This is a genomic window from Streptomyces griseoruber (assembly GCF_001514205.1).
Taxonomy (GTDB): domain Bacteria; phylum Actinomycetota; class Actinomycetes; order Streptomycetales; family Streptomycetaceae; genus Streptomyces; species Streptomyces griseoruber.
The window spans coordinates 47,458-66,971 of record NZ_KQ948782.1 but is presented as its reverse complement, the minus strand read 5'-3'; the positions used below and the strand labels follow the sequence as shown (position 1 = coordinate 66,971).

16 protein-coding genes and 1 pseudogene are annotated in these 19,514 nt (G+C 72.0%); 10 read left to right on the top strand and 7 right to left on the bottom strand.

What is annotated here, in order from left to right; translation table 11 throughout:
* Positions 1-10 precede the first annotated feature (10 nt).
* Complete coding sequence (locus AQJ64_RS37940; protein WP_055638222.1) at positions 11-3,025, bottom strand: glycosyl hydrolase; 3,015 nt, start codon at positions 3,023-3,025, stop codon at positions 11-13.
* A gap of 148 nt (positions 3,026-3,173) precedes the next feature.
* Between AQJ64_RS37940 and AQJ64_RS37935 the strand changes: the two genes are divergently transcribed.
* Both AQJ64_RS37935 and AQJ64_RS37930 read left to right on the top strand, forming a co-directional pair.
* Positions 3,174-3,911, top strand: coding sequence for a 2-phosphosulfolactate phosphatase (locus AQJ64_RS37935; RefSeq protein ID WP_079062178.1), 738 nt, complete (start codon positions 3,174-3,176; stop codon positions 3,909-3,911).
* Between the two features lie 67 nt (positions 3,912-3,978).
* The gene (locus AQJ64_RS37930) at positions 3,979-4,551 is read left to right on the top strand and encodes a HEAT repeat domain-containing protein (RefSeq protein WP_055638221.1); all 573 of its coding nucleotides are present in this window, start codon (positions 3,979-3,981) and stop codon (positions 4,549-4,551) included.
* A 107-nt stretch (positions 4,552-4,658) separates the two neighbouring features.
* On the opposite strand, the gene AQJ64_RS37925 is transcribed toward AQJ64_RS37930, so the two are convergent.
* A complete protein-coding gene (locus AQJ64_RS37925; RefSeq protein WP_240512937.1) occupies positions 4,659-6,212 on the bottom strand; it encodes an MFS transporter in 1,554 nt (517 codons plus the stop codon).
* Between the two features lie 710 nt (positions 6,213-6,922).
* Positions 6,923-7,885, bottom strand: a pseudogene (locus AQJ64_RS37920) (helix-turn-helix domain-containing protein); the annotation flags it as partial.
* Positions 7,886-8,126: 241 nt separating this feature from the next.
* Between AQJ64_RS37920 and AQJ64_RS37915 the strand changes: the two are divergent.
* The gene (locus AQJ64_RS37915) at positions 8,127-9,458 is read left to right on the top strand and encodes an alpha/beta fold hydrolase (protein WP_055637262.1); all 1,332 of its coding nucleotides are present in this window, start codon (positions 8,127-8,129) and stop codon (positions 9,456-9,458) included.
* Positions 9,459-9,537: 79 nt separating this feature from the next.
* Positions 9,538-10,047, top strand: coding sequence for a hypothetical protein (locus tag AQJ64_RS37910; protein ID WP_055637261.1), 510 nt, complete (start codon positions 9,538-9,540; stop codon positions 10,045-10,047).
* Positions 10,048-10,112: 65 nt separating this feature from the next.
* Here the strand turns inward: AQJ64_RS37910 and AQJ64_RS37905 are convergent, their stop codons facing one another.
* Positions 10,113-10,934 (bottom strand): chitosanase, encoded by an 822-nt coding sequence (locus AQJ64_RS37905; protein ID WP_055637260.1) that lies wholly within the window; start codon positions 10,932-10,934, stop codon positions 10,113-10,115.
* A 350-nt stretch (positions 10,935-11,284) separates the two neighbouring features.
* Complete coding sequence (locus AQJ64_RS37900) at positions 11,285-11,557, bottom strand: hypothetical protein (protein WP_055637264.1); 273 nt, start codon at positions 11,555-11,557, stop codon at positions 11,285-11,287.
* 239 nt (positions 11,558-11,796) lie between these two features.
* Between AQJ64_RS37900 and AQJ64_RS37895 the strand changes: the two genes are divergently transcribed.
* Positions 11,797-12,495: a hypothetical protein gene (locus AQJ64_RS37895; protein ID WP_240512870.1), complete on the top strand. Its 699-nt coding sequence runs from the start codon at positions 11,797-11,799 to the stop codon at positions 12,493-12,495.
* A 110-nt stretch (positions 12,496-12,605) separates the two neighbouring features.
* On the opposite strand, the gene AQJ64_RS37890 is transcribed toward AQJ64_RS37895, so the two are convergent.
* Positions 12,606-14,873 carry a M4 family metallopeptidase gene (locus tag AQJ64_RS37890; RefSeq protein WP_059203370.1) on the bottom strand — a complete coding sequence of 756 codons (2,268 nt, stop codon included), beginning with the start codon at positions 14,871-14,873 and terminating at the stop codon, positions 12,606-12,608.
* Between the two features lie 424 nt (positions 14,874-15,297).
* Here AQJ64_RS37890 and AQJ64_RS37885 point away from each other — a divergent pair, with 424 nt between their 5' ends.
* Positions 15,298-15,750 (top strand): hypothetical protein, encoded by a 453-nt coding sequence (locus tag AQJ64_RS37885; protein ID WP_055633291.1) that lies wholly within the window; start codon positions 15,298-15,300, stop codon positions 15,748-15,750.
* Positions 15,751-15,757: 7 nt separating this feature from the next.
* On the opposite strand, the gene AQJ64_RS37880 is transcribed toward AQJ64_RS37885, so the two are convergent.
* Positions 15,758-16,210 (bottom strand): flavodoxin family protein, encoded by a 453-nt coding sequence (locus AQJ64_RS37880; RefSeq protein WP_055633292.1) that lies wholly within the window; start codon positions 16,208-16,210, stop codon positions 15,758-15,760.
* A gap of 219 nt (positions 16,211-16,429) precedes the next feature.
* Here AQJ64_RS37880 and AQJ64_RS37875 point away from each other — a divergent pair, with 219 nt between their 5' ends.
* From AQJ64_RS37875 to AQJ64_RS37860, 4 genes are all read left to right on the top strand, one after another.
* On the top strand, positions 16,430-16,804 hold the full coding sequence (locus AQJ64_RS37875; RefSeq protein ID WP_055633293.1) for a roadblock/LC7 domain-containing protein: 375 nt from the start codon (positions 16,430-16,432) through the stop codon (positions 16,802-16,804).
* 214 nt (positions 16,805-17,018) lie between these two features.
* Positions 17,019-17,387: an ArsR/SmtB family transcription factor gene (locus AQJ64_RS37870; protein ID WP_055633309.1), complete on the top strand. Its 369-nt coding sequence runs from the start codon at positions 17,019-17,021 to the stop codon at positions 17,385-17,387.
* 107 nt (positions 17,388-17,494) lie between these two features.
* Entirely contained in the window at positions 17,495-18,799 is a 1,305-nt protein-coding gene (locus tag AQJ64_RS37865; RefSeq protein ID WP_063788697.1) for a DUF3500 domain-containing protein, read from the top strand.
* Between the two features lie 200 nt (positions 18,800-18,999).
* The gene (locus AQJ64_RS37860) at positions 19,000-19,467 is read left to right on the top strand and encodes a hypothetical protein (RefSeq protein WP_055633294.1); all 468 of its coding nucleotides are present in this window, start codon (positions 19,000-19,002) and stop codon (positions 19,465-19,467) included.
* Positions 19,468-19,514 lie beyond the last annotated feature (47 nt).

Sequence of the window (19,514 nt, the reverse complement as noted above, 5' to 3'; positions counted from 1 at the left end):
GCTCCTCGGGTCAGGACAGCACCCGGCGGGCGTACGGCACCAGCCGCACCGGCCCCGACAGTCCGTGGTCCTGTCGGGCGACGGTGCCGAAGACGGCGGGCTGCGCCGCCCTCAGGCGGTTGACGAGCGGGGTCGCGACCTCCACCTCGATCAGGTTCCGGCCGGGGCGCAGCAGCGCGCCGACCTCCACCACGGGGTGGAGCCGGTCGACCGCCGGTGCGCGTGTCCCGTTCACCGTGACCCGTACGGTGTCGCTGACCTGGCCGAGCTCCAGCCGGGCGTCGTGGGCGGCCGTCCAGTCGTCCGGCAGGGTGACCGTCGTACGGTAACGGCCGATGCCGGCGGAGTCGGCGAGGCCGGGGATGCGTGACCAGGGCAGCAGGGTGTCGAGCACGAGGGTGCGGTGCAGGCGTTCGGTCTGCGTCGGACCGGCTCCCGGCGACCAGTCCTCGACCTCCAGGTCCCAGCGTTCGGGGGTGATCGGGTCGGGCACGGACGCGACGGTGGCGATGACGGTACGCCCCGTGGAGAGACGGGTGCGATACGTGCCGGGCGCGCCGGCACGTATCGTCAATCCCCTTTCCGTGTACAGGACTTCGGGGGCGTCCGTGGTGACGGCGTGCGGGCGGTTCCCGTGCCGGTCACCGAAGAGACCGGGTCGGCCGAGTGCCACGATCACGGCCTGTCCGGGCTGGAGGGCGACCCGCAGGGTGATGTCGTCGCCGTCCTCGGTGTAGCGGGCGAGGCGTACGGCCCGGCCGGTCCAGGGGTCGAGCAGATACGGCACGGTCGTGCGGCCCCGGGTGCGGCGCAGGGTGACGTCGTGGTCGATCGCGGCCACGGGCGGCTTGACGGTCTCCGCGTGCTTGCCGTTGCACAGGTAGTAGAAGTCGGCGTCCTCGGTGGCGCGGTGGGCGTTGAGGAGGGTGGAGGCGGTGGCGTGGCGTACGTCGGCGGTGACGCCCAGGCCGGCGAGGGCGTCACCGACGGCCGCCTTGTCGGTGACGCGGACGACGGTGGGGAGGGCGAGCAGACGGCCGAGGATCTCCCGCAGCCCGTCGGTCTCGCCCTCGCCCGGCACTCCCGGGGTGAGCGCCTGGTCGAAGGCGCCCAGCAGGACGACGGGCAGTCCGGCGCGGGCCAGGGCCAGCAGTCTGCGGGCGTCGGGGAGGGCGAGGGTGGGGGTGGAGCCGTAGAAGAAGTCCCCTTCGACGAACAGGGCCTTGTAGGCGGGCCCGTCGGGGGCGAGGCGGCCGCCGCGCACGGTGGCGTTCGGCAGGTCCAGCAGGGGGCCGCTGAGGAACTGGTGGGTCCAGCCGAGCGGGACTCCGGTGGCGGTGAACCAGGAGGCGCCGATGCCGGTCGCGGTGTAGCCGGTCTGGCGGAGGACCGCGACGTCCGCGCGGGCGGTGCCGGTCTGGAGGACGGTGTGGACGCGGCCCAGGTAGTCGGCGATGTCGTTCAGGTGGCGCCAGGTCGGCTGGCGCGGTCCCCATGACTCGCCGTAGCCGGGCCCGCCGTTGTACGGGCTGAAGGCGGCGAAGCCGGGCCAGCTCGCCCCGGGGACGGTGGCGTAGGAGAAGCCGTGGACGACGGTCTGGTTGACGCCCGCCGCGTAGGCGCCGCCCATGGTGCGCAGGAACCGGTCCCAAGTGGTGCTGTACGCCGACCCGTTGTAGGCGCCCGCCTCGCAGGACAGGACGGTGTGCCCGGCCATGTCCCGGCCTCCCGCAAGACAGCGGTAGTCGTCGAGGTTCTTGAAGCCGAGCGACTCGCCCTCGGGGATGTCGAGGAGCGCGGCCGAGGCGATGGCGTCGGTCTGCAGACCGTAGGGCTGGGCGCGCAGCTCCATGCCGAAGGAGTGGGCCCAGTCGCGCAGGGCGCGGACGTGGTGCCGGTTGAAGAGGCCGGAGACGGTCTCCCAGAAGTCGTGCCGGATCTGGCGGGTCAGCTGTGCCTCGAAGGCGAACACCTGGTTGGAGCCGTCGAGGATCACGGCGGGCAGATACGGCAGCAGGGGGCGTCCGGTGTGCTTCTCGAAGGCCTCCGGCAGCCCCGGGGTCCAGGTCAGTCCGGCGGTCTCCAGCTCCACGGAGTCCTCGAAGAAGGCCCCGCCCGCCGCCCTCAGCAGGCCGCGCAGGGACGGCGTCAGGATCTCCCGCTCCCAGAAGCCGGTGACGGCGGCGGTGCCGGCCGCGCTGAGGTGGTCGACCACATGGGCGGCGGGCGACGAGTGGGGGCCGGACTCGGGCTGCTGGGCCGAACCGCGCAGCCAGTAGGCGATCAGCACCCAGTCGCCGTCGTCCGGCGCGGTCCAGGTCAGACCGGCGTCGGTGACGGTCGCGGTGAGGTCGCGGACGCTGGAGGGGTCGAGGCCGGTCTCCTTGCGGGTGGAGTACGCGGGCTCGATCCGGGCGGCCTGCACGGCGAGGAGCAGTTGGCGGGTCACGCCGGTCGCGGGGGCGTGGCCGGGCGCGGGCACCGGGCCGTCGTAGCGGGATCCGGCGGTCAACCGGACGCGGCCGAGGACGAGTTCGCGGGCGGCGCCCTCGTCGTCCGGGGTGAGGCCGGGGACGGCGACCGGCCAGCTGGGGCCCAGGGTGAGATCGAGGGTGAGACCCCGGCGGGCGGCGCGGCGCAGGGCCGCCTCGACGCCCTCGCGCCACGGCCGGCTCGCCCAGCCGTGGTGGGCGGTGTCCAGGACCGACTTGTCCTTGACGCTGTGGTGGACCGCGGCGATCTCGGCACCGCCGAAGCCGGCATCGGCGATCGCGTCGACCTCGCGGGCGATCTCGTCGGGGTCGACCAGACCGTCCGGCCACCACCAGCGGAACCTGGGACGCAGGCCGCGCACCGGATGGGCGAACCAGTCGGCGTGCGGGCCGGGGCCGTGGGCGGTTTCCGGCACCCCCGCCACTGCCGCCGCGGCGGGTCCCGGGCCCACCGCCGCGACGGCTCCCGCCGTGAGCCCGGCGGCCAGGACGGTACGGCGGGACGGGCCGCGCGACGAGACGCTCTCCGGCACAGGACGCTCCCCAGGGTGATGACCACGAGTGATTGAATCGTTTCAATCGCCTTCTCAAAACGCCGGAACGTTATGCCGCGCCCTCACACGAGGTCAAGAGGTGTGCGTCCGCGCCTCGTTGGTGTGCCGGATCGGTCATGATGCCGTGATGGAGCGACGTTTCATCGGGACGGCCGAATGGGACGGCGGGGGGAACGGCGTCCTGGACGGCACCGGCATCACCGAGCCGTCCGAGGCCTCCCACGCGGTCGTCGTGATCGACGTGCTGCGGGCCTTCACCACGGCCGCCTGGGCGTTCGCGCGCGGCGCGGAACGGATCGTCCTCGCCGAGTCGCTGGAGGAGGCCCGCGCCCTCAAGTCCCTTCACGCGGACTGGCTCACGCTCAAGGACGGACCGCCCGCGCCGGGCTTCGACACCGTCAACTCCCCCGCCCTCGTGCGCCGTCTCGACCTGACGGGGCGCACCCTCGTACAGAAGACGGCCCACGGCACCGCCGGCGCCCTCACCGCCCGCGACGCACCGCTGCTGCTGTGCGCCGGCTTCACCGTGGCCGCGGCGACCGCCGGCGCGCTGCGGGCGGCACGGCCCCGGCAGGTGACGTACATGATCACCGGCGATGACGGGCGCGCCGAGGAGGACCTCGCCTGCGCCCGGTACATCGCCGACCTGAGCGCCGGACGTACGGCGGACCCGGCGCCGTATCTGCACCGCGCGGCCACCTCCGCCGCCGCGGCCGAACTCGCCGACGGGGTCCGGCGCGGCTATCGCGGGATCCACCCGCGGGACACGGCCCTGTGCCTGGAGGCGGATGTGCACGGCTTCGCGATGGTGGCGGCGGTGGAGGGGGGACGTGTGGTGCTGCGCCGCCGGGACGAGGGCCGATGACCCGCGAAGGAATCATGGAAGGGAAATCCCTTTGCCGGGATTCGCCGCACGAGTCGAGACTGGGAGCATGCTCGGATTCGTGAGGACCGACGACGAAGCCCTCGTCTCGTGCCTGGGTGACCCCCAGCGCACGGTCGCGGCGTACCGCGAGCTGCTGCGACGCGGGGAGAGCGCGGTGGGCGCGATCCGCGCCGGACTGCGGGACGCGGATCCGGCCGTCCGTGAGGGCTGCTGCCGCCTTCTCGACCACCTGGTCGACACCGCGTCGATGGGCGAACTCGTCGCCATGGCGGACGATCCCGACGCTCGCGTCAGGATCGCCGCGTTCCATGCCCTGGCCTGTGACCGATGCAAGGGCGACACCTGCGCTCCGGGCCCCGACCAGGTGCTCGAACCCGCCCTCCGCCATCTGGCCTCGGACCCCGACCCGCAGGTCCGGGCCCGGGCCGCCGAGTTGGTCGGCAAGTTCGCCCACTCCGATGCACGCGCCGTCGCCGCCTTGAGGGCGTCCCACGCCGACGACCCGAGCCGCGCGGTACGGAAGAAGGCGGGCTGGTTCGCACCCGGCGGCACCGTCTACCGCCGGACCCGTCCGACGGCCACCAGGGTGAGGACGGGCCACCGCCGTTCGAGCCGATGACCGGCCCACCGGCTCTGTGACGTCGCCGATGCTCTCGCGGAAGGTGATCAAGTCGACGCAGGTGACGCCCGCTTCCGGCCTGATCCGCCCTGCGCAGGGCGAGCCGATCAGACCCCGGGTGGTCCCGCGCCGCCCTGGAGGCGTTCCAGGTCCGAGGGGCGTACCTGGATGACCACGACGGCGATCAGGGCGGCGAGGGCGGTGAAGATGGCGGCCATGATGAAGGCGGCCGAGACGCCGGCGGTGAGGACGTGGTCGGACCAGGGGGCGGGGAGTTGGCCGGTGCGTTGGAAGCGCAGGCGTTCGGCGGGGGTGGCCTGGGCGAGGAAGGCGGGGATCTGGTCGTTCGCCTCGTTGCGGCTGGCCGTGCCGTACATGGTGACCAGGATGGACAGGCCGAGTGAACCGCCCACCTGCTGGGTCGCGTTGAGGAGACCGGAGGCCGCGCCCGTCTCGGGCGTGGGGACGTTGGAGAGGGCCATCAGGGTCAGCGACACGAACTCCATGCCCATGCCGAGGCTGAAGACGAGCATGGGGCCGAGGATGCTGCCCGCGTAGGTGGAGTCGACGTCCGTGAGCGTCAGCCAGCTCAGACCGGCCGCGGCGAGGATCGCGCCGACGACCATGAAGGGCTTGGGACCGTAGGTCGGCAGGAACCGTGAGGCGAGTCCGGCGCCGACCGCGATGACCGCGCTGACCGGCAGGAACGCGAAGCCTGCGGCGAGCGGGCTGAAGCCGAGCACGTTCTGGACGAAGAGTGTCAGGAAGAAGAACATGCCGAAGATCGCGGCGGCCAGACAGAGCATGATGCCGTAGGTGCCCGCCCGGTTGCGGTCGGCGAACATGTGCAGCGGGGTGATCGGCTGCCGGGAGCGCCGCTCGATCAGGATGAACACGGCCAGGACGACGACGGCCGCGCCGAACGAGGCGAGCGTGAGGGAGTCGCGCCAGCCGTCCTGCCCGGCCCGGATGAAGCCGTAGACCAGCAGCACCATGCCGACGGTGGAGGTGAAGGCGCCCGCGAGGTCGAAGCGGCCCGGGTGGCGCTCGGACTCCTTGATGTAGCGGGGGGTGGCGAGTGCGATGAGCAGGCCGATGGGGACGTTGACGAACAGCACCCACCGCCAGTTCAGGTACTCGACGAGGATGCCGCCGGCGAGCAGGCCGATCGCGCCGCCGCCCGCCGAGACCGCAGCGAACACGCCGAAGGCCCGGTTGCGTTCGGGTCCCTCGCGGAAGGTGGTGCTGATCAGGGCGAGGGAGGTGGGGGAGGCGATGGCTCCGCCGACGCCCTGCAAGGCGCGCGCGGACAGGAGTTGGGCCTCGTTCTGGGCGAGGCCGCCGAGCAGGGACGCGAGGACGAACAGCAGCACGCCGACGATGAACACGCGCCGTCTGCCGAGGATGTCCCCCGCCCGGCCACCGAGCAGCAGCAGCCCGCCGAAGGTCAGCGTGTAGGCGTTGACGACCCACGACAGGCTGGTGGTGGAGAAGTCCAGGGCGCGCTGGATGTCGGGGAGCGCGATGTTCACGATGGTGATGTCGAGGACCACCATCAACTGGCACGAGGCGATGACCAGCAGCGCCATCGCGTTTCCGCCACCGCCGTTCTGCGGGGCGGTGGTCTCGGTCGCGGGGGTCGGCTGCGGAGCGCTGGTCATGACGTCGTGTCGCCCGCCCGGAGCGGGCCCGAGGAAGGTGACCGTGGACGGTGGTGTCCAGGGCCGGATCCACCGTTCGACCGTACGCCCCCGCCCAGACCGTCACCACTCGATCATCCGGGGGACACGGCGGTGCCGGGCCAGGACTCCCCCGCAGTCCTGGCCCGGCCACCGGCCCCGCGGGTATCGGTGCCGCGGTTGATCACCAGCATGCGACAGGTGCGGGCGGTATGTCGTTGGCAGACGGTCCACGGCTCGTTGGCACCGCGTCCACATCCGGCCCGCCGCCGTGAGAATGCGGCGCACCCACAACCCGTCCGCCGCCATGAGAATGCGGCGCACCCACATCCCGTCCGCCGACATGACAGTGCGGCGCGCCCACATTCCGGCCCACCGCCGAGGGAGTTCGGTGCCCCTCCCCCGGAGCGCCGCCGTGCGAAGTCACACCTCCCTCTCACTCACCGCCGCGCGAGGCCGCCGGCTCGGACCCCCGCCCGCACCGCTCCCGCCGCCGCGCGAAGTCACCACACCCCCCTCTCGCTCACCGCCGCGCGAGGCCGCCGGCTCGGACCCCCGCCCGCCCCGCTCCCGCCGCCGCGCGAAGTCACCACCGCGTCCCGGCCATCGCGGCGCGCCGTCACCGCCTCGGCAGCCCCCCGCCCACCACCCTGCGGAGCCATCGTCACCGCACCCCGCCCGTCGTCGCGCGAAGTCAGTGCCTGCTCGCGCACTTCGCTGGGCGGGAGGCCGTAGGCGGTGCGGAAGGCGCGGGTGAACTCGGCGGCGCGGAGGAAGCCCCAGCGGGCGGCGACGGCGTGGATCGGCAGGGCGCGCAGGGCCGGGTCGGCGAGGTCGCGGTGGGCGCCGGCGAGGCGCTGGTCGCGGATGTAGGCGGCGATGCCGACGCCTTCGTCCTGGAAGAGGCGGTACAGATAGCTGCGGGAGATGTGGTGGGCCTCGGCGATCCGGGCGGGGGTGAGGTCCGGGTCGGCCAGGTGGCGGCGGACGTGGTCCTTGATGTGCAGGACGAGGGTGCGGCTGCGGGTCTCCGGCGGCAGGCTCGGGTCGGCGTCCACGGCGTGTGCGAAGGCGACCGTGACCAGGTCGGCGACGACCGTGCCGAGCCGGGGGGCGTCGGAGGGCCGGTAGGGCTTGGTGTCCCCGATCAACTGGCGCAGGAACTGGGCCAGCAGCGCGCCGCTGCCCTCGCGGCCCGAGATGAGACCTCCCAGGATCCGGTCGACGCGGTGCCCCGGTACGGCCACCAGGGTGCGCGGGATCTCCACGCCGACGATCGTGACGGGGTCGGCGCCGGTGGTCACGTCCCAGGACCGCGACGAGGAGTTGGTGTGGAAGTCGTTGATCCGGTAGACGGCCTGGCGCCGGTCCCAGACGGCCGCGCCCTCGCCCTTCAGCAGCAGCGACAGATGGTACGTCTCGGGGTCGGACTGCCGGACGAGTTTGGCCGTGCGGTGGAACGTGAGGGGGTCCATGGTCGCCGGCCACACGACGACCTCGCCCAGCTCGATCACGCGCTGGTGGCCGCGGTAGTCCTCGGTGCGGTCGGTGCTGAGCCGCATGGGTGCGTGGGTGCTCCCCATGCGTTGGGCCCAGGCGTCGAAGCGGTCGCGCGGCGGCAGGTCCATCGTCCGGAAGACCGACTCTCGCAACATTCAAGCAGTCAATCACACAGGTCATCACGCCTGTTGAGGGTGGCTCTCCGAGCACCCGCGGTCATATTACCGAACCGTAACCTACCGACCAGTACCCGCGGTAACCCCCCGGTCGGTACGGTCCTGACAGTTCGTCTAAGAGCGGTACGGGGCTGCGGTCGGGACGACCGGCGCTCCGTGCCGTCCCCCACCCGAGCCGCAGAGGAAGGCTCGGGCCTCCCCTCTCCCCCGGAGGTCCGCCATGCCCGCCCCCACCAGACTGCTGGCCGCGGCCGTGACCGTGGCTGCCTGCCTCGGCACGACGGCCGTCCCGGCCACCGCCGCCGGCGACACGGACACGGACGCCGTGGTCTCCCGCGGTGTCACCATCCCCACCTTCTACAACCCGCCCGCCACCCTCCCGGCTGCCGACGGCACCCTGGTCCGCACCGAACCCCTCCCCCTCGCCCTGAGCCTGCCCGGCGTCGACGGTCCGCTCCCCGGCACGGCGACCCGGCTGATGTACAAGTCCACGGACTCCGCCGGCGGGCCCGTCGCGGTCACCGGCGCCTACATCGAGCCGACGGCCGCCTGGCGGGGCAGCGGGGCGCGTCCGCTGGTCGCGGTGGCTCCCGGCACGATGGGACAGGGTGACCAGTGCGCCGCCTCCCTCGGACTGGAGCATCCCCTCACCGTCAATCTCCAGACCCTGTCGGTCGGTTACGAGAACCTGGCGATCTACCGGCTGCTCGCGCGCGGCATCGCCGTCGTGGTCACCGACTATCCCGGGCTGGGCGCGACGGACCGGCTGCACACGTACGTCAACCGGGTCGACGAGGCGCACGCCGTCCTGGACGCCGTCCGCGCCGCCCGTTCCCTCGGCGGTACGTCGCTCACGACCGCCTCCCGGGTCGCGCTGTACGGCTACAGCCAGGGCGGCGGAGCCACGGCGGCCGCAGCCGAACTCCAGCCCTCCTACGCCCCCGACGTCACGCTCGCCGGCACCTACACCGGTGCCCCGCCCGCCGACCTGGCCGCGGTCACCCGGGCCATCGACGGCAGTGACCTCGCGGGGGCGCTCGGCTGGTCGGTGAACGGGTTCGTGCAGTCCGACCCCAAGCTGAAGCCGATCGCGGAGGCCCATCTCAACGCGGCCGGCAAGGCGGCCCTGAAGGATCTGTCGACCATGTGCGTGGGCGACGCCCTGCTCGCCTACAACTCGGCCCGCAGCACCTCCTGGACCACCGACGGCAGCTCGATCAGCGACATCGTCGAGGAGGAGCCGGCGCTCCAGGCGTTCCTCGCCGACCAGCGCATCGGCACGCTGAAGCCGACCTCCCCGGTGCGGCTGGCGACCGGCACCGCCGACAACCTCGTCCCCCACGCCCAGGCGCGGGCGCTCGCCGTGGCCTGGTGCGCGAAGGGCGTGGACGTCACGTACAAGCCGGTGGTGCTGCCCGGCCTGGGCCGGGCGGTGCTCAACCACTTCGCTCCCCTGCTCATCGACCAGGGCGACGCGATCTCGTGGCTGACCGACCGGCTCGACGGAAAGCCCGCGTCGTCGAACTGCGCGACGCTGCCGCTGAAGCCGTGACGCCGTGACGCCGTGATGCCGTGACGTCACCCGTGGAGGGAGCGGCGGACCGCTCCCTCCACGGGCCTAGGCTGAGGTCATGGCCGAGATCGAGGTGGTGGAGTTGCTGGTGTCCGCCGGGCACCGGTTCGCGGGGCGTCCCTCGGACGGACCGGCGGACGGTCCCGAGGACGAGCGGGCGACGCGGGTGGAGGTCCGGCGGGGCCTCGGGCTGGTCGGGGACCGGTACTTCGGCCGTCCGGCGCACCGGGACGCGGCGGTGACCATCATGGCCGCGGAGAGTCTGCCGGTACGCCCCGGCAGCACCGTGGGGCTGCGGCAGACCCGGCGGAACATCCTGCTCCGGGGCGTCGACATCGACGCGTACGTCGGCTCGACCATCGCGCTCGACAGCGGGACCGGTCCCGTGGTGTTCGCCGTGAACCGGCCGGCCCGGCCGTGCGCCTGGATGGACGTCACGGTCGGGCCGGGGGCGCGGCGGTCACTGCGCGACAAGGGCGGTGTGCGGTGCACGCCGTTGTCCGACGGTGTACTGGCCGTCGGGCGGGCGACGTTCGAGGTGCTCGACACACCGCCCGGGCCCGCCTAGGGCGTGTGCCGAAAGTCCTGTCCGGCCCGCCCTCCGGGCGGACGACGCCGCTTTCGGCACACGCCCTAGGCGAGGTGGTAGCTGTCGCCGTAGACCTTCCAGTCCAGCGGCGGGTCGAGGTCGAGGTTGCCCTTGTGCAGGAAGACCCGCTGGGCGGTGTCGACGCGGCTGGTGTCGCTGTGCGCCTCCTCCTGTTTCATGGCCCAGACGCGCGCGTCGAGGAAGGCGTTGAGGTACGTCGTCTCGTTGCCGCCCTGGGCCGGCGGCTTGGCGCTGCGCAGGGCCCGCTTGCGGATGTTGCGGAAGCTGGTGGGGTCGTCGCCGTCGCCGTGCATCACGATCGCGTCGTAGTACGTGAACTGGCCCAGGGCCCGCAGACCGTCCGCCTTGCCCTGCTTGACGGCCGGGTTGAAGTAGACCCGGTCGCGTTCGTCGTTCTGCGCCTGCTGGAACGCGGTGTCCTGGGCGGCCTTGCGCCAGTCCTTGGGGTAGTTCGGGTCGAGCCCCGCGTGGGAGTCGCTGCCGTCGACCGAGCGGAGCGCCGGGAGGTACTTGGCGAGGACGTTGCCGGGCTTGCGGTCGGTGTAGAGCTCCACGAGGTCGAGCATGTCGCCGGTGCCGGAGCAGAAGCCGATGATCCCGGCGGTGTAGCCGCGGCCGTCGCCGATGTCCTCGATGTACTTGTACTGGGCCTTCCAGTCGAGCGAGGAGTTCTCCGCGCTCGAGACCAGCTTCATCGCGATCTCCTTCTTCGCCGGGGCGTCGAGCCCGGCCGCGGTCACGGCGCCCGCCCGGGACGGGGCGAGCAGCGGGGCGGCCGCGACGGCCCCGGCCAGGGCGCCGGTGAGGGCGAGGAAGGTACGGCGGGAGGCGGGAATGGGCACCACGGTGACTCCAGGGGGAAGTGGGGGGTGGGGCGAGTCTGTGCCTGTGCTGGTGTGCTGCTGTGTCGCCGGACTGAACTGACAGGAAAGTTTCCTATCAAGCCGTCGGCGGAGAAGTAACCCCACCGCAAGAATGTTCGTACGATCGAACGAACACACTTCCGGCCAACTCCGCGCGAGGGCACCCCGGGCTCAGCCCAGCTCGGTGAGTTCCTGATCGTGATGGGTGATCCCGAGGCCGACGGCGCGCAGCGCGATCTCACGCCGCTTCTCGGACGGCCGGTGGTCACCGAAGTCGCGCCAGTACCCGAGGGACAGGGGGTGCGCGGCATACGACGGGACGGGGTCTCCCCTCAGGGGGTGCCGGGAGCGTCGCCGCGCCAGTCGAAGCGCGCGGCGTCGGTGGGGCGCCGCACGTACAGGGTCCGGCCGCCGGGGCCGTAGCGGCCTATCTCCGTGGGGAGTTCCACCTCGCCGGACTCGTGGTCGATGCGGTCCGTGACGTCGAGCAGCAGGCCGTCGAGCGGGCCGCCCACCAGCTCGGCGTACGCACGGTCCGGGCGGGGGCCCGCGTCGTCGTGGTCGGCGCCGTACACCCGGCCCCGCAAGAACTCAGCCTCGTCCATGACCAGCAGCTTGGCACGCGCCACTGACAACGCCCCACCGACGACGCCCCCGACCGGCACCCGGGCCGGCGTCCAGGTCCGTCCGGGCCGGGGCCGGAGCGGTGGGAGCCGTGAGAGCGGTCCTCGGCCAGGAACGCGGGGCGCACAGGGGCGCACGGAAGCGTTTTCCGCATCGGCGGCGTGTCGACGGGTAGCCCGCTCTCACTCGCACATCGGGGCGTACGGGCTGGGGGGCGACCGTGACGGCAGGCGGGCTGGAGCGATTACCGGAGGACGAGTCGGGGCGGGCCCGGCGGCGCCGCGCGGTGCGGGAGCTGCGTGCGGCGGGCCGTGACGGGCCCCGGTTACGGGAGGTCCTGCCCGCGCTGGCCCTGCTGATCGTGGCCGTGTGCGCGCTGGTCGTGGGGCTGGCGCTGGTCTTCCGATGGTGCGGCCCCTGGGCCTGTGTCCCGGTCCTGGTGGTGCCGGCGGTCGCCGGTGCGGCCCTGCGGCGCCGCTCACGGCCGTACGCCCGGCGGCGCGGGGGTCGCTACACCCCGGAGGAGCTGGCGGAGCTGGACATGCCGGCGCTGGTGGTGGCGGTGGCCCGGATGCTGCGGCGGGACGGCTGGCGGGTGCTGCCGCCGCCGCGCCACGACGCGCTGCATCTCGCCGCCCGGGACGACCGGGGGCGAGTGCTCGACGTGGCGTTCCGTCCGGTGGCGGAACCGCTGCCCGACGAGGACGAGGCCTGTTCCTGCCGGACGCGGGCGGCGGCACGCGGCTGGGCCGCTCCGGCGCTGCGGCTCGTGGTGCACCGGGGCACGTTCACCCACCGCGACGAGGTGTGGGCCGCGCGCCGGGGCCACACGTATCTGATCGACGGCCCCCGGTTGCTGCTGTGGGCCGGCGGCACTCCCCTGGCGCAGCTCGCGGCGGACGCCGCTCCCCAGCGGTGAGGGGCCCGACCCGGGCCGCCGCCCGGACCCTCGAGGGGCCGGGCGGCGGTGGTGGAGCGTTCCCCTGGCCTCAGGTCGGGTAACCCCTCGAGGTCAGGGGGGTATCGGGGTCAGGGCGTCAGCTGCCAGTTCTGGATGTAGCCCACGTCGATCGAGGCGCGGTCCTGGACGCGGAGCTTCCAGGTGCCGTTGAGCGGCTGGGCGGAGGCGTCGACGGTGAAGGTCTGGTCGACGTTGTCGGCGGAGCCGCCGCTGCGGTTGAGCAGCGAGTAGACCGTGCCGTTCGGGCCGACGAGGTCGACCGTCAGGTCACCGCGGTAGGTGTGGACGATGTTGACGTAGACCGAGGTGGTGGCGGAGGCGTTGCCGTCGCGGCCGGTGATGGTGACCGGGGACTCGACGGCGGCGCCGTTGTCGGGGATGTCGACCCGGGTGGCGTTGGCGTAGATGTACGCGATCCGCCAGCTGAAGGTGTCCGTGACGGACGCCCCCGTGCTGTCGGTGACCTTGAGGGTCACGTCACCGGTGCCCAGGGTGGTCGGCGTGCCCGAGATCAGACCGCTCGCGCTGATGCTCAGCCCGTCCGGCAGTCCGGTCGCCTCGTAGGTCAGGCCGGCGCCCGAGTTGGTGGTGTAGGCGTCCACCTGGAGGCTGACCGCCTGGCCGATGCCGCTGGTCTGGTCGGCGATCGGGGCGACGTTGACGCCGAGGGCGATCCGGCTGCCGACGTTGATGGCCGCCCAGGCGTCCGCGACGGCGAGGTAGGTCGGGCTGTAGGCGCCGAAGAGGTCGGCGGCGGCCGAGAGGGTGGCGGTGCGGGCACCGGCGTAGTTCGTCGACGAGGTCATGTATGTCGTCAGCGCCCGGTACCAGATGGCGGCGGCGTTGGTGATGCCGATGCCGGTCACGGCCTGGCCGTCGTAGGTCGGGCTGTCGTAGGAGACGCCGTTGATCGTCTTGGCGCCGCTGCCCTCGGAGAGCAGGTAGAAGAAGTGGTTCGCGGGGCCCGAGGAGTAGTGGACGTCGACGCTGCCCAGGGTGGAGCTCCAGCTGTCGCGGGAGGAGCCGTCCTTGGAGGGCTTGTCCATGTAGCGGAGCGGGGTGCCGTTGCCGTTGATGTCGATCTTCTCGCCGACGAGGTAGTCACCGGGGTCGGCCGGGAGGTTCTCGTAGAACTCGACGGCCGCGGCGAAGATGTCCGAGGTCGCCTCGTTCAGGCCGCCGGACTCCCCGGAGTAGGTGAGGTTGGCGGTGGCGGCGGTGACGCCGTGGCTCATCTCGTGGGCGGCCACGTCGAGGGCGGTCAGCGGGTGGGTGTTGCCCGAGCCGTCGCCGTACGTCATGCAGAAGCAGCTGTCCTGCCAGAAGGCGTTGACATAGCTGCTGCCGTAGTGGGCGCGGCTGTAGGCGGCGACCCCGTCGTTACGGATGCCGTTGCGGCCGTAAACCTCTTTGTAGTAGTCCCAGGTGGCGGCGGCACCGAAGGCCACGTCGACACCGGCGGTCTGGCGGTTGGACGGCAGACCGTTGCCCCAGACATCGTTGTCGTCCGTGAACAGTGTCCCGGTGCCCGAGGTGCCCTGGTTGAGGTCGTACGTCTTGTGCCCGGCGCGGTCGGGGTCGGTGAGCTGGTACGTCGATCCGGACAGGGTGGTGCCGAGCGGGACCGTGCCGACGTACTGGCCGGTGCCGGTGCCGGTGTGCACCTTCTCCGCGGCCTGGATCTGCTTGCCCGTGGTGGCGTCGGTGACGACCTGGAGTTCGCTCGGGGTGCCGTCCTCCTGGACGCCCTCGACGACGGTCTCCCAGGCCAGGACGGGCTTGCCGGTGCCGGCCCAGACGACCAGTCGGGGCGCGTTCTCGGTCTTCGAGCCCTTGACGTCGGCCTTCTTCGAGGCGGCGAGGGCTTTGCCGGTGGCGTTCGAGGCGGAGAGCTTCGGGGTGAGCGAGGACACCTTGAGGGTGGCACCGCTCGCCTTCGTCACGGTGGTGCGGCCGCTCCTGTCGTGCACGACCAGGTCACCGCCGCGGACGGGCAGCCCGGCGTAGGTGCGCTCGTAGCGGGTGTGGGTGGTGCCGTCGGCGTCCTTGATGACGTCCTTGGCGACCAGCTTCTCCTGGCCGCCGAGGCCGATCCGCTGGGCCGTCGTGCCGGCCGCGGTCTGCGCGCTCTTGATCAGCGAGGCGCGGCGGGCGGGAGACAGGGCGGTCGGTTCGGCACCGGCGCGGGGCGTGGCGGTGATCTTGCGGGGGCCCGGGTCGGGTGCCGCCGAGGCGGCGCCGGTCTGCACCCCGAGGGTCAGCAGGGTGCCGGCGGTGGTGAGGGCGATGAGTGAGGCGCGTCTGCGCCGGGGGGTGGCACGGTGTCGCCGGGGCAACGGGTTCTCCTTCGGTGCGACGGTCGGCCTCGGGTGGAGGCCGATGGGGGGCGGACCGACGGGATGGGCCGGTCCGGAGCGCTGCACGGCTGGCGGGTGGAAGGAGGTGGGGGGTGATGGAGTGGGGGGTGGACGGGCATGCACCTCATGAGGTGCATGTGAAGGAACGGTGAATGCCCGCAGCAGAGTGGCACTGGGTGCACAGCTTTGTCATGGGAATGCCAAAACTTCGGCCGGAAATGACCATGCCCGACTGGGGATTCGGCCCGGTGGACGCACATTTTCGGCCGCCCCGCCATCGGCGGGTCACGCCTACGGGTCGGCACTGCTCCGTTCGAGTGGTCGTCCTGCGCACATCGTCGTACCGTCGGTACCGAACTCCCCGGGACGCACCCGGCCCCGGGACGGGCGGGCGGGAGCCGACATGCGACACCTCACGAGGACAGCGGTGATGCTCTGTGCGGCGCTGGGACTGACCGCGGCGATCGGCACCGCCTCGGCCGCGCCGGGCGCGCCGTCGGCCGGGGCACGGCAGGTGGCCGTGCCGGTCCTGGTGGACTGCTTCTGGCACCCGCAGGTCCGGCCGAGCGCCTTCGTGCTGGCCTGCGGCGACGGCAACAGCAGGCTGACCTCGCTGCACTGGAACCACTGGGGCACGCGGTCGGCACGGGCGGGCGGGGTCAACGTCGTCAACGACTGCGTACCGTACTGCGCGGCCGGGCACTTCCACCCGTACGCCGTGAAGGTGAGGCTCGACCATCCCAAGCCGTGGAAGAAGCACCCTCAGGTGCGGCACTACAGCCGGATGACCCTCACCTACACCGGGGCCCGGCCGGACCACTTCCCGCGTGTGGTGACCTACCCGCTCTGGGACTGAGCCCGGCTCACTCCATCAGGCCCGCGGCCATCGTCGCGCCCAGCTCCCAGCAGGCCCGGAGATCGCCCTTGCCGGGTTCCCCGGTGACGGCGACCGGTTCGGCGGCGCGGCGCCAGCCGAGGCCGGTGGTGACGGTCTCGACGGCGCGTACGGCGCCGGTGACGTCGTTGCCGCCGTGGACGTAGTAGCCGAAGGGGCGGCCCCGGGTGGTGTCCAGGCAGGGGTAGTAGACCTGGTCGAAGAAGTGCTTGAGCGCGCCCGACATGTACCCGAGGTTCGCGGGCGTGCCGAGCAGGTAGCCGTCGGCCTCCAGGACGTCCGAGGCGGTGGCGGCGAGGGCGGCCCGCCGGACCACCCGTACGCCCTCGATCTCCGGGTCGGTCGCCCCTGAGACCACCGCCTCGAACATCGCCTGGCAGTGGGGGGACGGGGTGTGATGGACGATCAGCAAGGTGGCCACGCCACGGAAGCCTGCCCGCCGAGCCGACCCACCGCAAGCGAGGGGCACCCGGTCAACTCCCACATCCCGGCGGTCAAAAAGTCGCGTGGATCTTCGTGTTTCGAACGTCCTTGGGCCAGTCCCGGAGCACGCGGCCCTCGAGGCGGACGCGGTCCGTACGTTCGGAGGCACCAGCGGGACCGGAGGAGTGCGGGCCCGTGCAACCGGCAGGAGGACGCCATGGCGAATGTGGAGATCTCTCTCAAGGAGATGATGACCGCGGTGGAGGGCGCGATGGGAGCCGCCGTCGTGGACTACACGAGCGGGATGGCCCTCGGCACGATGGGCGGCGGCAAGGACCTCGACCTGGCCGTCGCCGCCGCGGGCAACACCGATGTGATCCGGGCCAAGGTCCGCACCATGGAACACCTGGGCCTGAAGGGCGAGATCGAGGACATCCTGATCACCCTGGGCAGCCAGTACCACCTGATCCGGCTCGTCAAGGGCCGTACGGGCAGCGGGCTGTTCATCTATCTCGTCCTGGACCGGGAGCGCTCCAACCTGGCGATGGCCCGCCACCAGCTCAAGCGCATCGAGAACGAGATCGAGGTGTAGACACCTCCACGGTCCTCGGCTTCGCACGCCCACGAATTGAAGATTTCTTCATCTCGACACATCCAGATCAGCGCATCACACGGGTGTGCGGAGCCCCCAACCAGGAGGATCGGGAGGGGATCCCGACGCAGGACCACGCGCGGCGGCGTACGACGCCGGGCCGCCGCGCGGGCGGGAACCATCCGGCGAACGCGGCAGGAGCGAGCGATTGACCATGCAGGTCCCCCTCTATCAGGCCAAGGCCGAGTTCTTCCGCATGCTCGGGCACCCGGTGCGCATCCGGGTCCTCGAACTGCTGCAGGGCGGCCCCGTCCCCGTACGGGACCTGCTCACCGAGATCGAGATCGAACCGTCCAGTCTGTCCCAGCAGCTGGCCGTGCTGCGCCGCTCCGGGATCGTGGTGTCGATACGGGAGGGGTCGACGGTGAGCTACGCGCTCGCGGGCGGCGACGTGGCCGAATTGCTGCGGGCGGCCCGCCGGATCCTCACCGAACTCCTCGCGGGCCAGAACGAGCTGCTGGCCGAGCTGCGCCAGGCCGATCCGCCGCTGCCGTTGCCGCAGGGCGGTGGCCGACGGGTGTGACGCCGGACGCGACGAAAGCCGCGACGGAGGGGCGTCGGGGGGAGCGTCACGGACGGTGTGCGGTCGTCTTCAGGTTCGCTTCAGCTGGGCCCTGGAGCCTCGACCGCATGCATGGACACGACCACGGACACCGACCCCGCACCCCCGAAGCCGAGCGCAGCCGCCGCTGGTTCATGAACAAGGCGCTGCTCGCCGGCGGAGTCGCCGCCGTGGCGACGATGACGGGATGCTCCTCGAACTCCTCCGGCACGGCGGCCTCCGCCTCGTACGGCGCCCCGGGCGGCGGGATGCCCTCGGGCATGCCCTCCGGAGGGCCCGGCGGCGGCGCCGGGGGCATGGGTCCCGGGGCGAGCGAGGTCAAGTACGCGGACTTCGTCGGGGTCACCACGGACGGCAAGGTCGTCGACGACCTGTACTCCATCCACTCGACCGACGTCTCCACCGACAAGGTGGTACAGGCCGCGCAGGCGTTCCTGGACGGGCTGACCAGCAAGGAGCGCAAGGCGTCCGTCTTCGACGTGGACGACGACGAGTGGCTGAAGTGGAGCAACGTCGACGGGTACGAGCGTCAGGGCGCCCGGATGGGAGACCTGACCGAGAAGCAGCGGAACCTCGGTTACGCCCTGCTCGGCGCCGCCCTGTCCGCCGACGGGCTCACCCGGTCCCGCAACATCATGAAGCTCAACGGCTACCTGGGCGAGTACAGCGGCGGCGGCAAGGAGACCCTCACCGAGGGCGCGTACTTCTTCACCTTCATGGGGACCCCGTCCACCACCGAGCCCTGGGGCTTCCAGTACGAGGGCCACCACCTGGCCATCAACTACTTCGTCCTCGGCGACCAGGTCGTGATGACACCGACCTTCATGGGCTCGGAGCCGACCTCCGCCACCTACAACGGCGAGAAGATCACCCTCTTCAGGACCGAGACCAGGGCCGGGCTGAAGCTGCTGCGGTCACTGACCGCCGCCCAGCGGAAGAAGGTCGTCTCCTCGGAGACCAAGGCCGGCGACAACTTCAAGGCCGGCGCCGGACAGGACAACGCCCAGATCGCCTACCAGGGGCTGGCGGCCAAGGACTGGACCGAGGCGCAGCGGAACAACCTCCTCGACCTCGTCCGCGTCTATGTCGGCAACCTGGACGACGGCCACGCCGAGGTGAAGATGACGGAGGTCGAGAAGCACCTCGACGACACCTACTTCTCCTGGATCGGCGAGATGGAGGATTCCTCCGCCTTCTACTACCGCGTGCACGGTCCGGTGGTCCTGATCGAGTACGACGCCCAGTCCCCGATCGCCTACGAGACCCAGAACCGCAACCCCAGCCAGCACCACATCCACACCATCATCCGCACCCCCAACGGCGGCGACTACGGCGTGGACCTGCTCAAGCTGCACCTGGAGAACGACCACTAGGGCGCGCCGCCACCCCTTCCCGAACACCGGCGCGAAAGTCGAACGAAACAGACCAAAACGCCACGGTCCGCCACCCCTTCCGCCAGGTAGAAATATCTACCAGCATGCATACGCCGAGTCGGCACAGTGCGGCCGACGGCTTTGCCCGGTGCCGCGCTGGTCCGTTGCCGGGTCCTGGGGACAGCACACGGAGCCGGACGATGAGCGATGTGATGTGGGAACGCGGCGTGGAGTGGCTCTCCGCCGCGGCGACGGACCCTCGGGTCTGCAAACGGGAGTGGGACCAGGGCGACGGGATCGCCCTGCTCCAGGCGGGCCGGTACTGGGACGTGCTGAGCGTCCCGGACCGGCTCGGTCTGCTCACGCTGGATCTGCTGTGGCAGCCGGCGCTGCCGGTGCCCGGGCCGACACTGGTGGACACGGCGGCCCACCGGGTGGGCTTCTTCCTGCCGCCCGACCCCGGCAGCCGGTGGATCGGGGCGGGGCTGCGGCACGCCCGCCGGGGTTCCTGGGTCGCGGTGCCTCCGCCGTACCGGCCGGCCCGGTTCCTGGAGTGGCTCGTGCCACCGGACGGGACCGGCGCCCTGCACGCGCCCGGCACGCTGGAACTGGCGCTGCGCCAGGCCAACGGCACGCTGGCCGTGCTGACCCCGCTCGGCGCGGACTAGCGCGTCGCCCGGAACGGGGCCGCTCCCGGGGTTTTCAACTCAGCGAT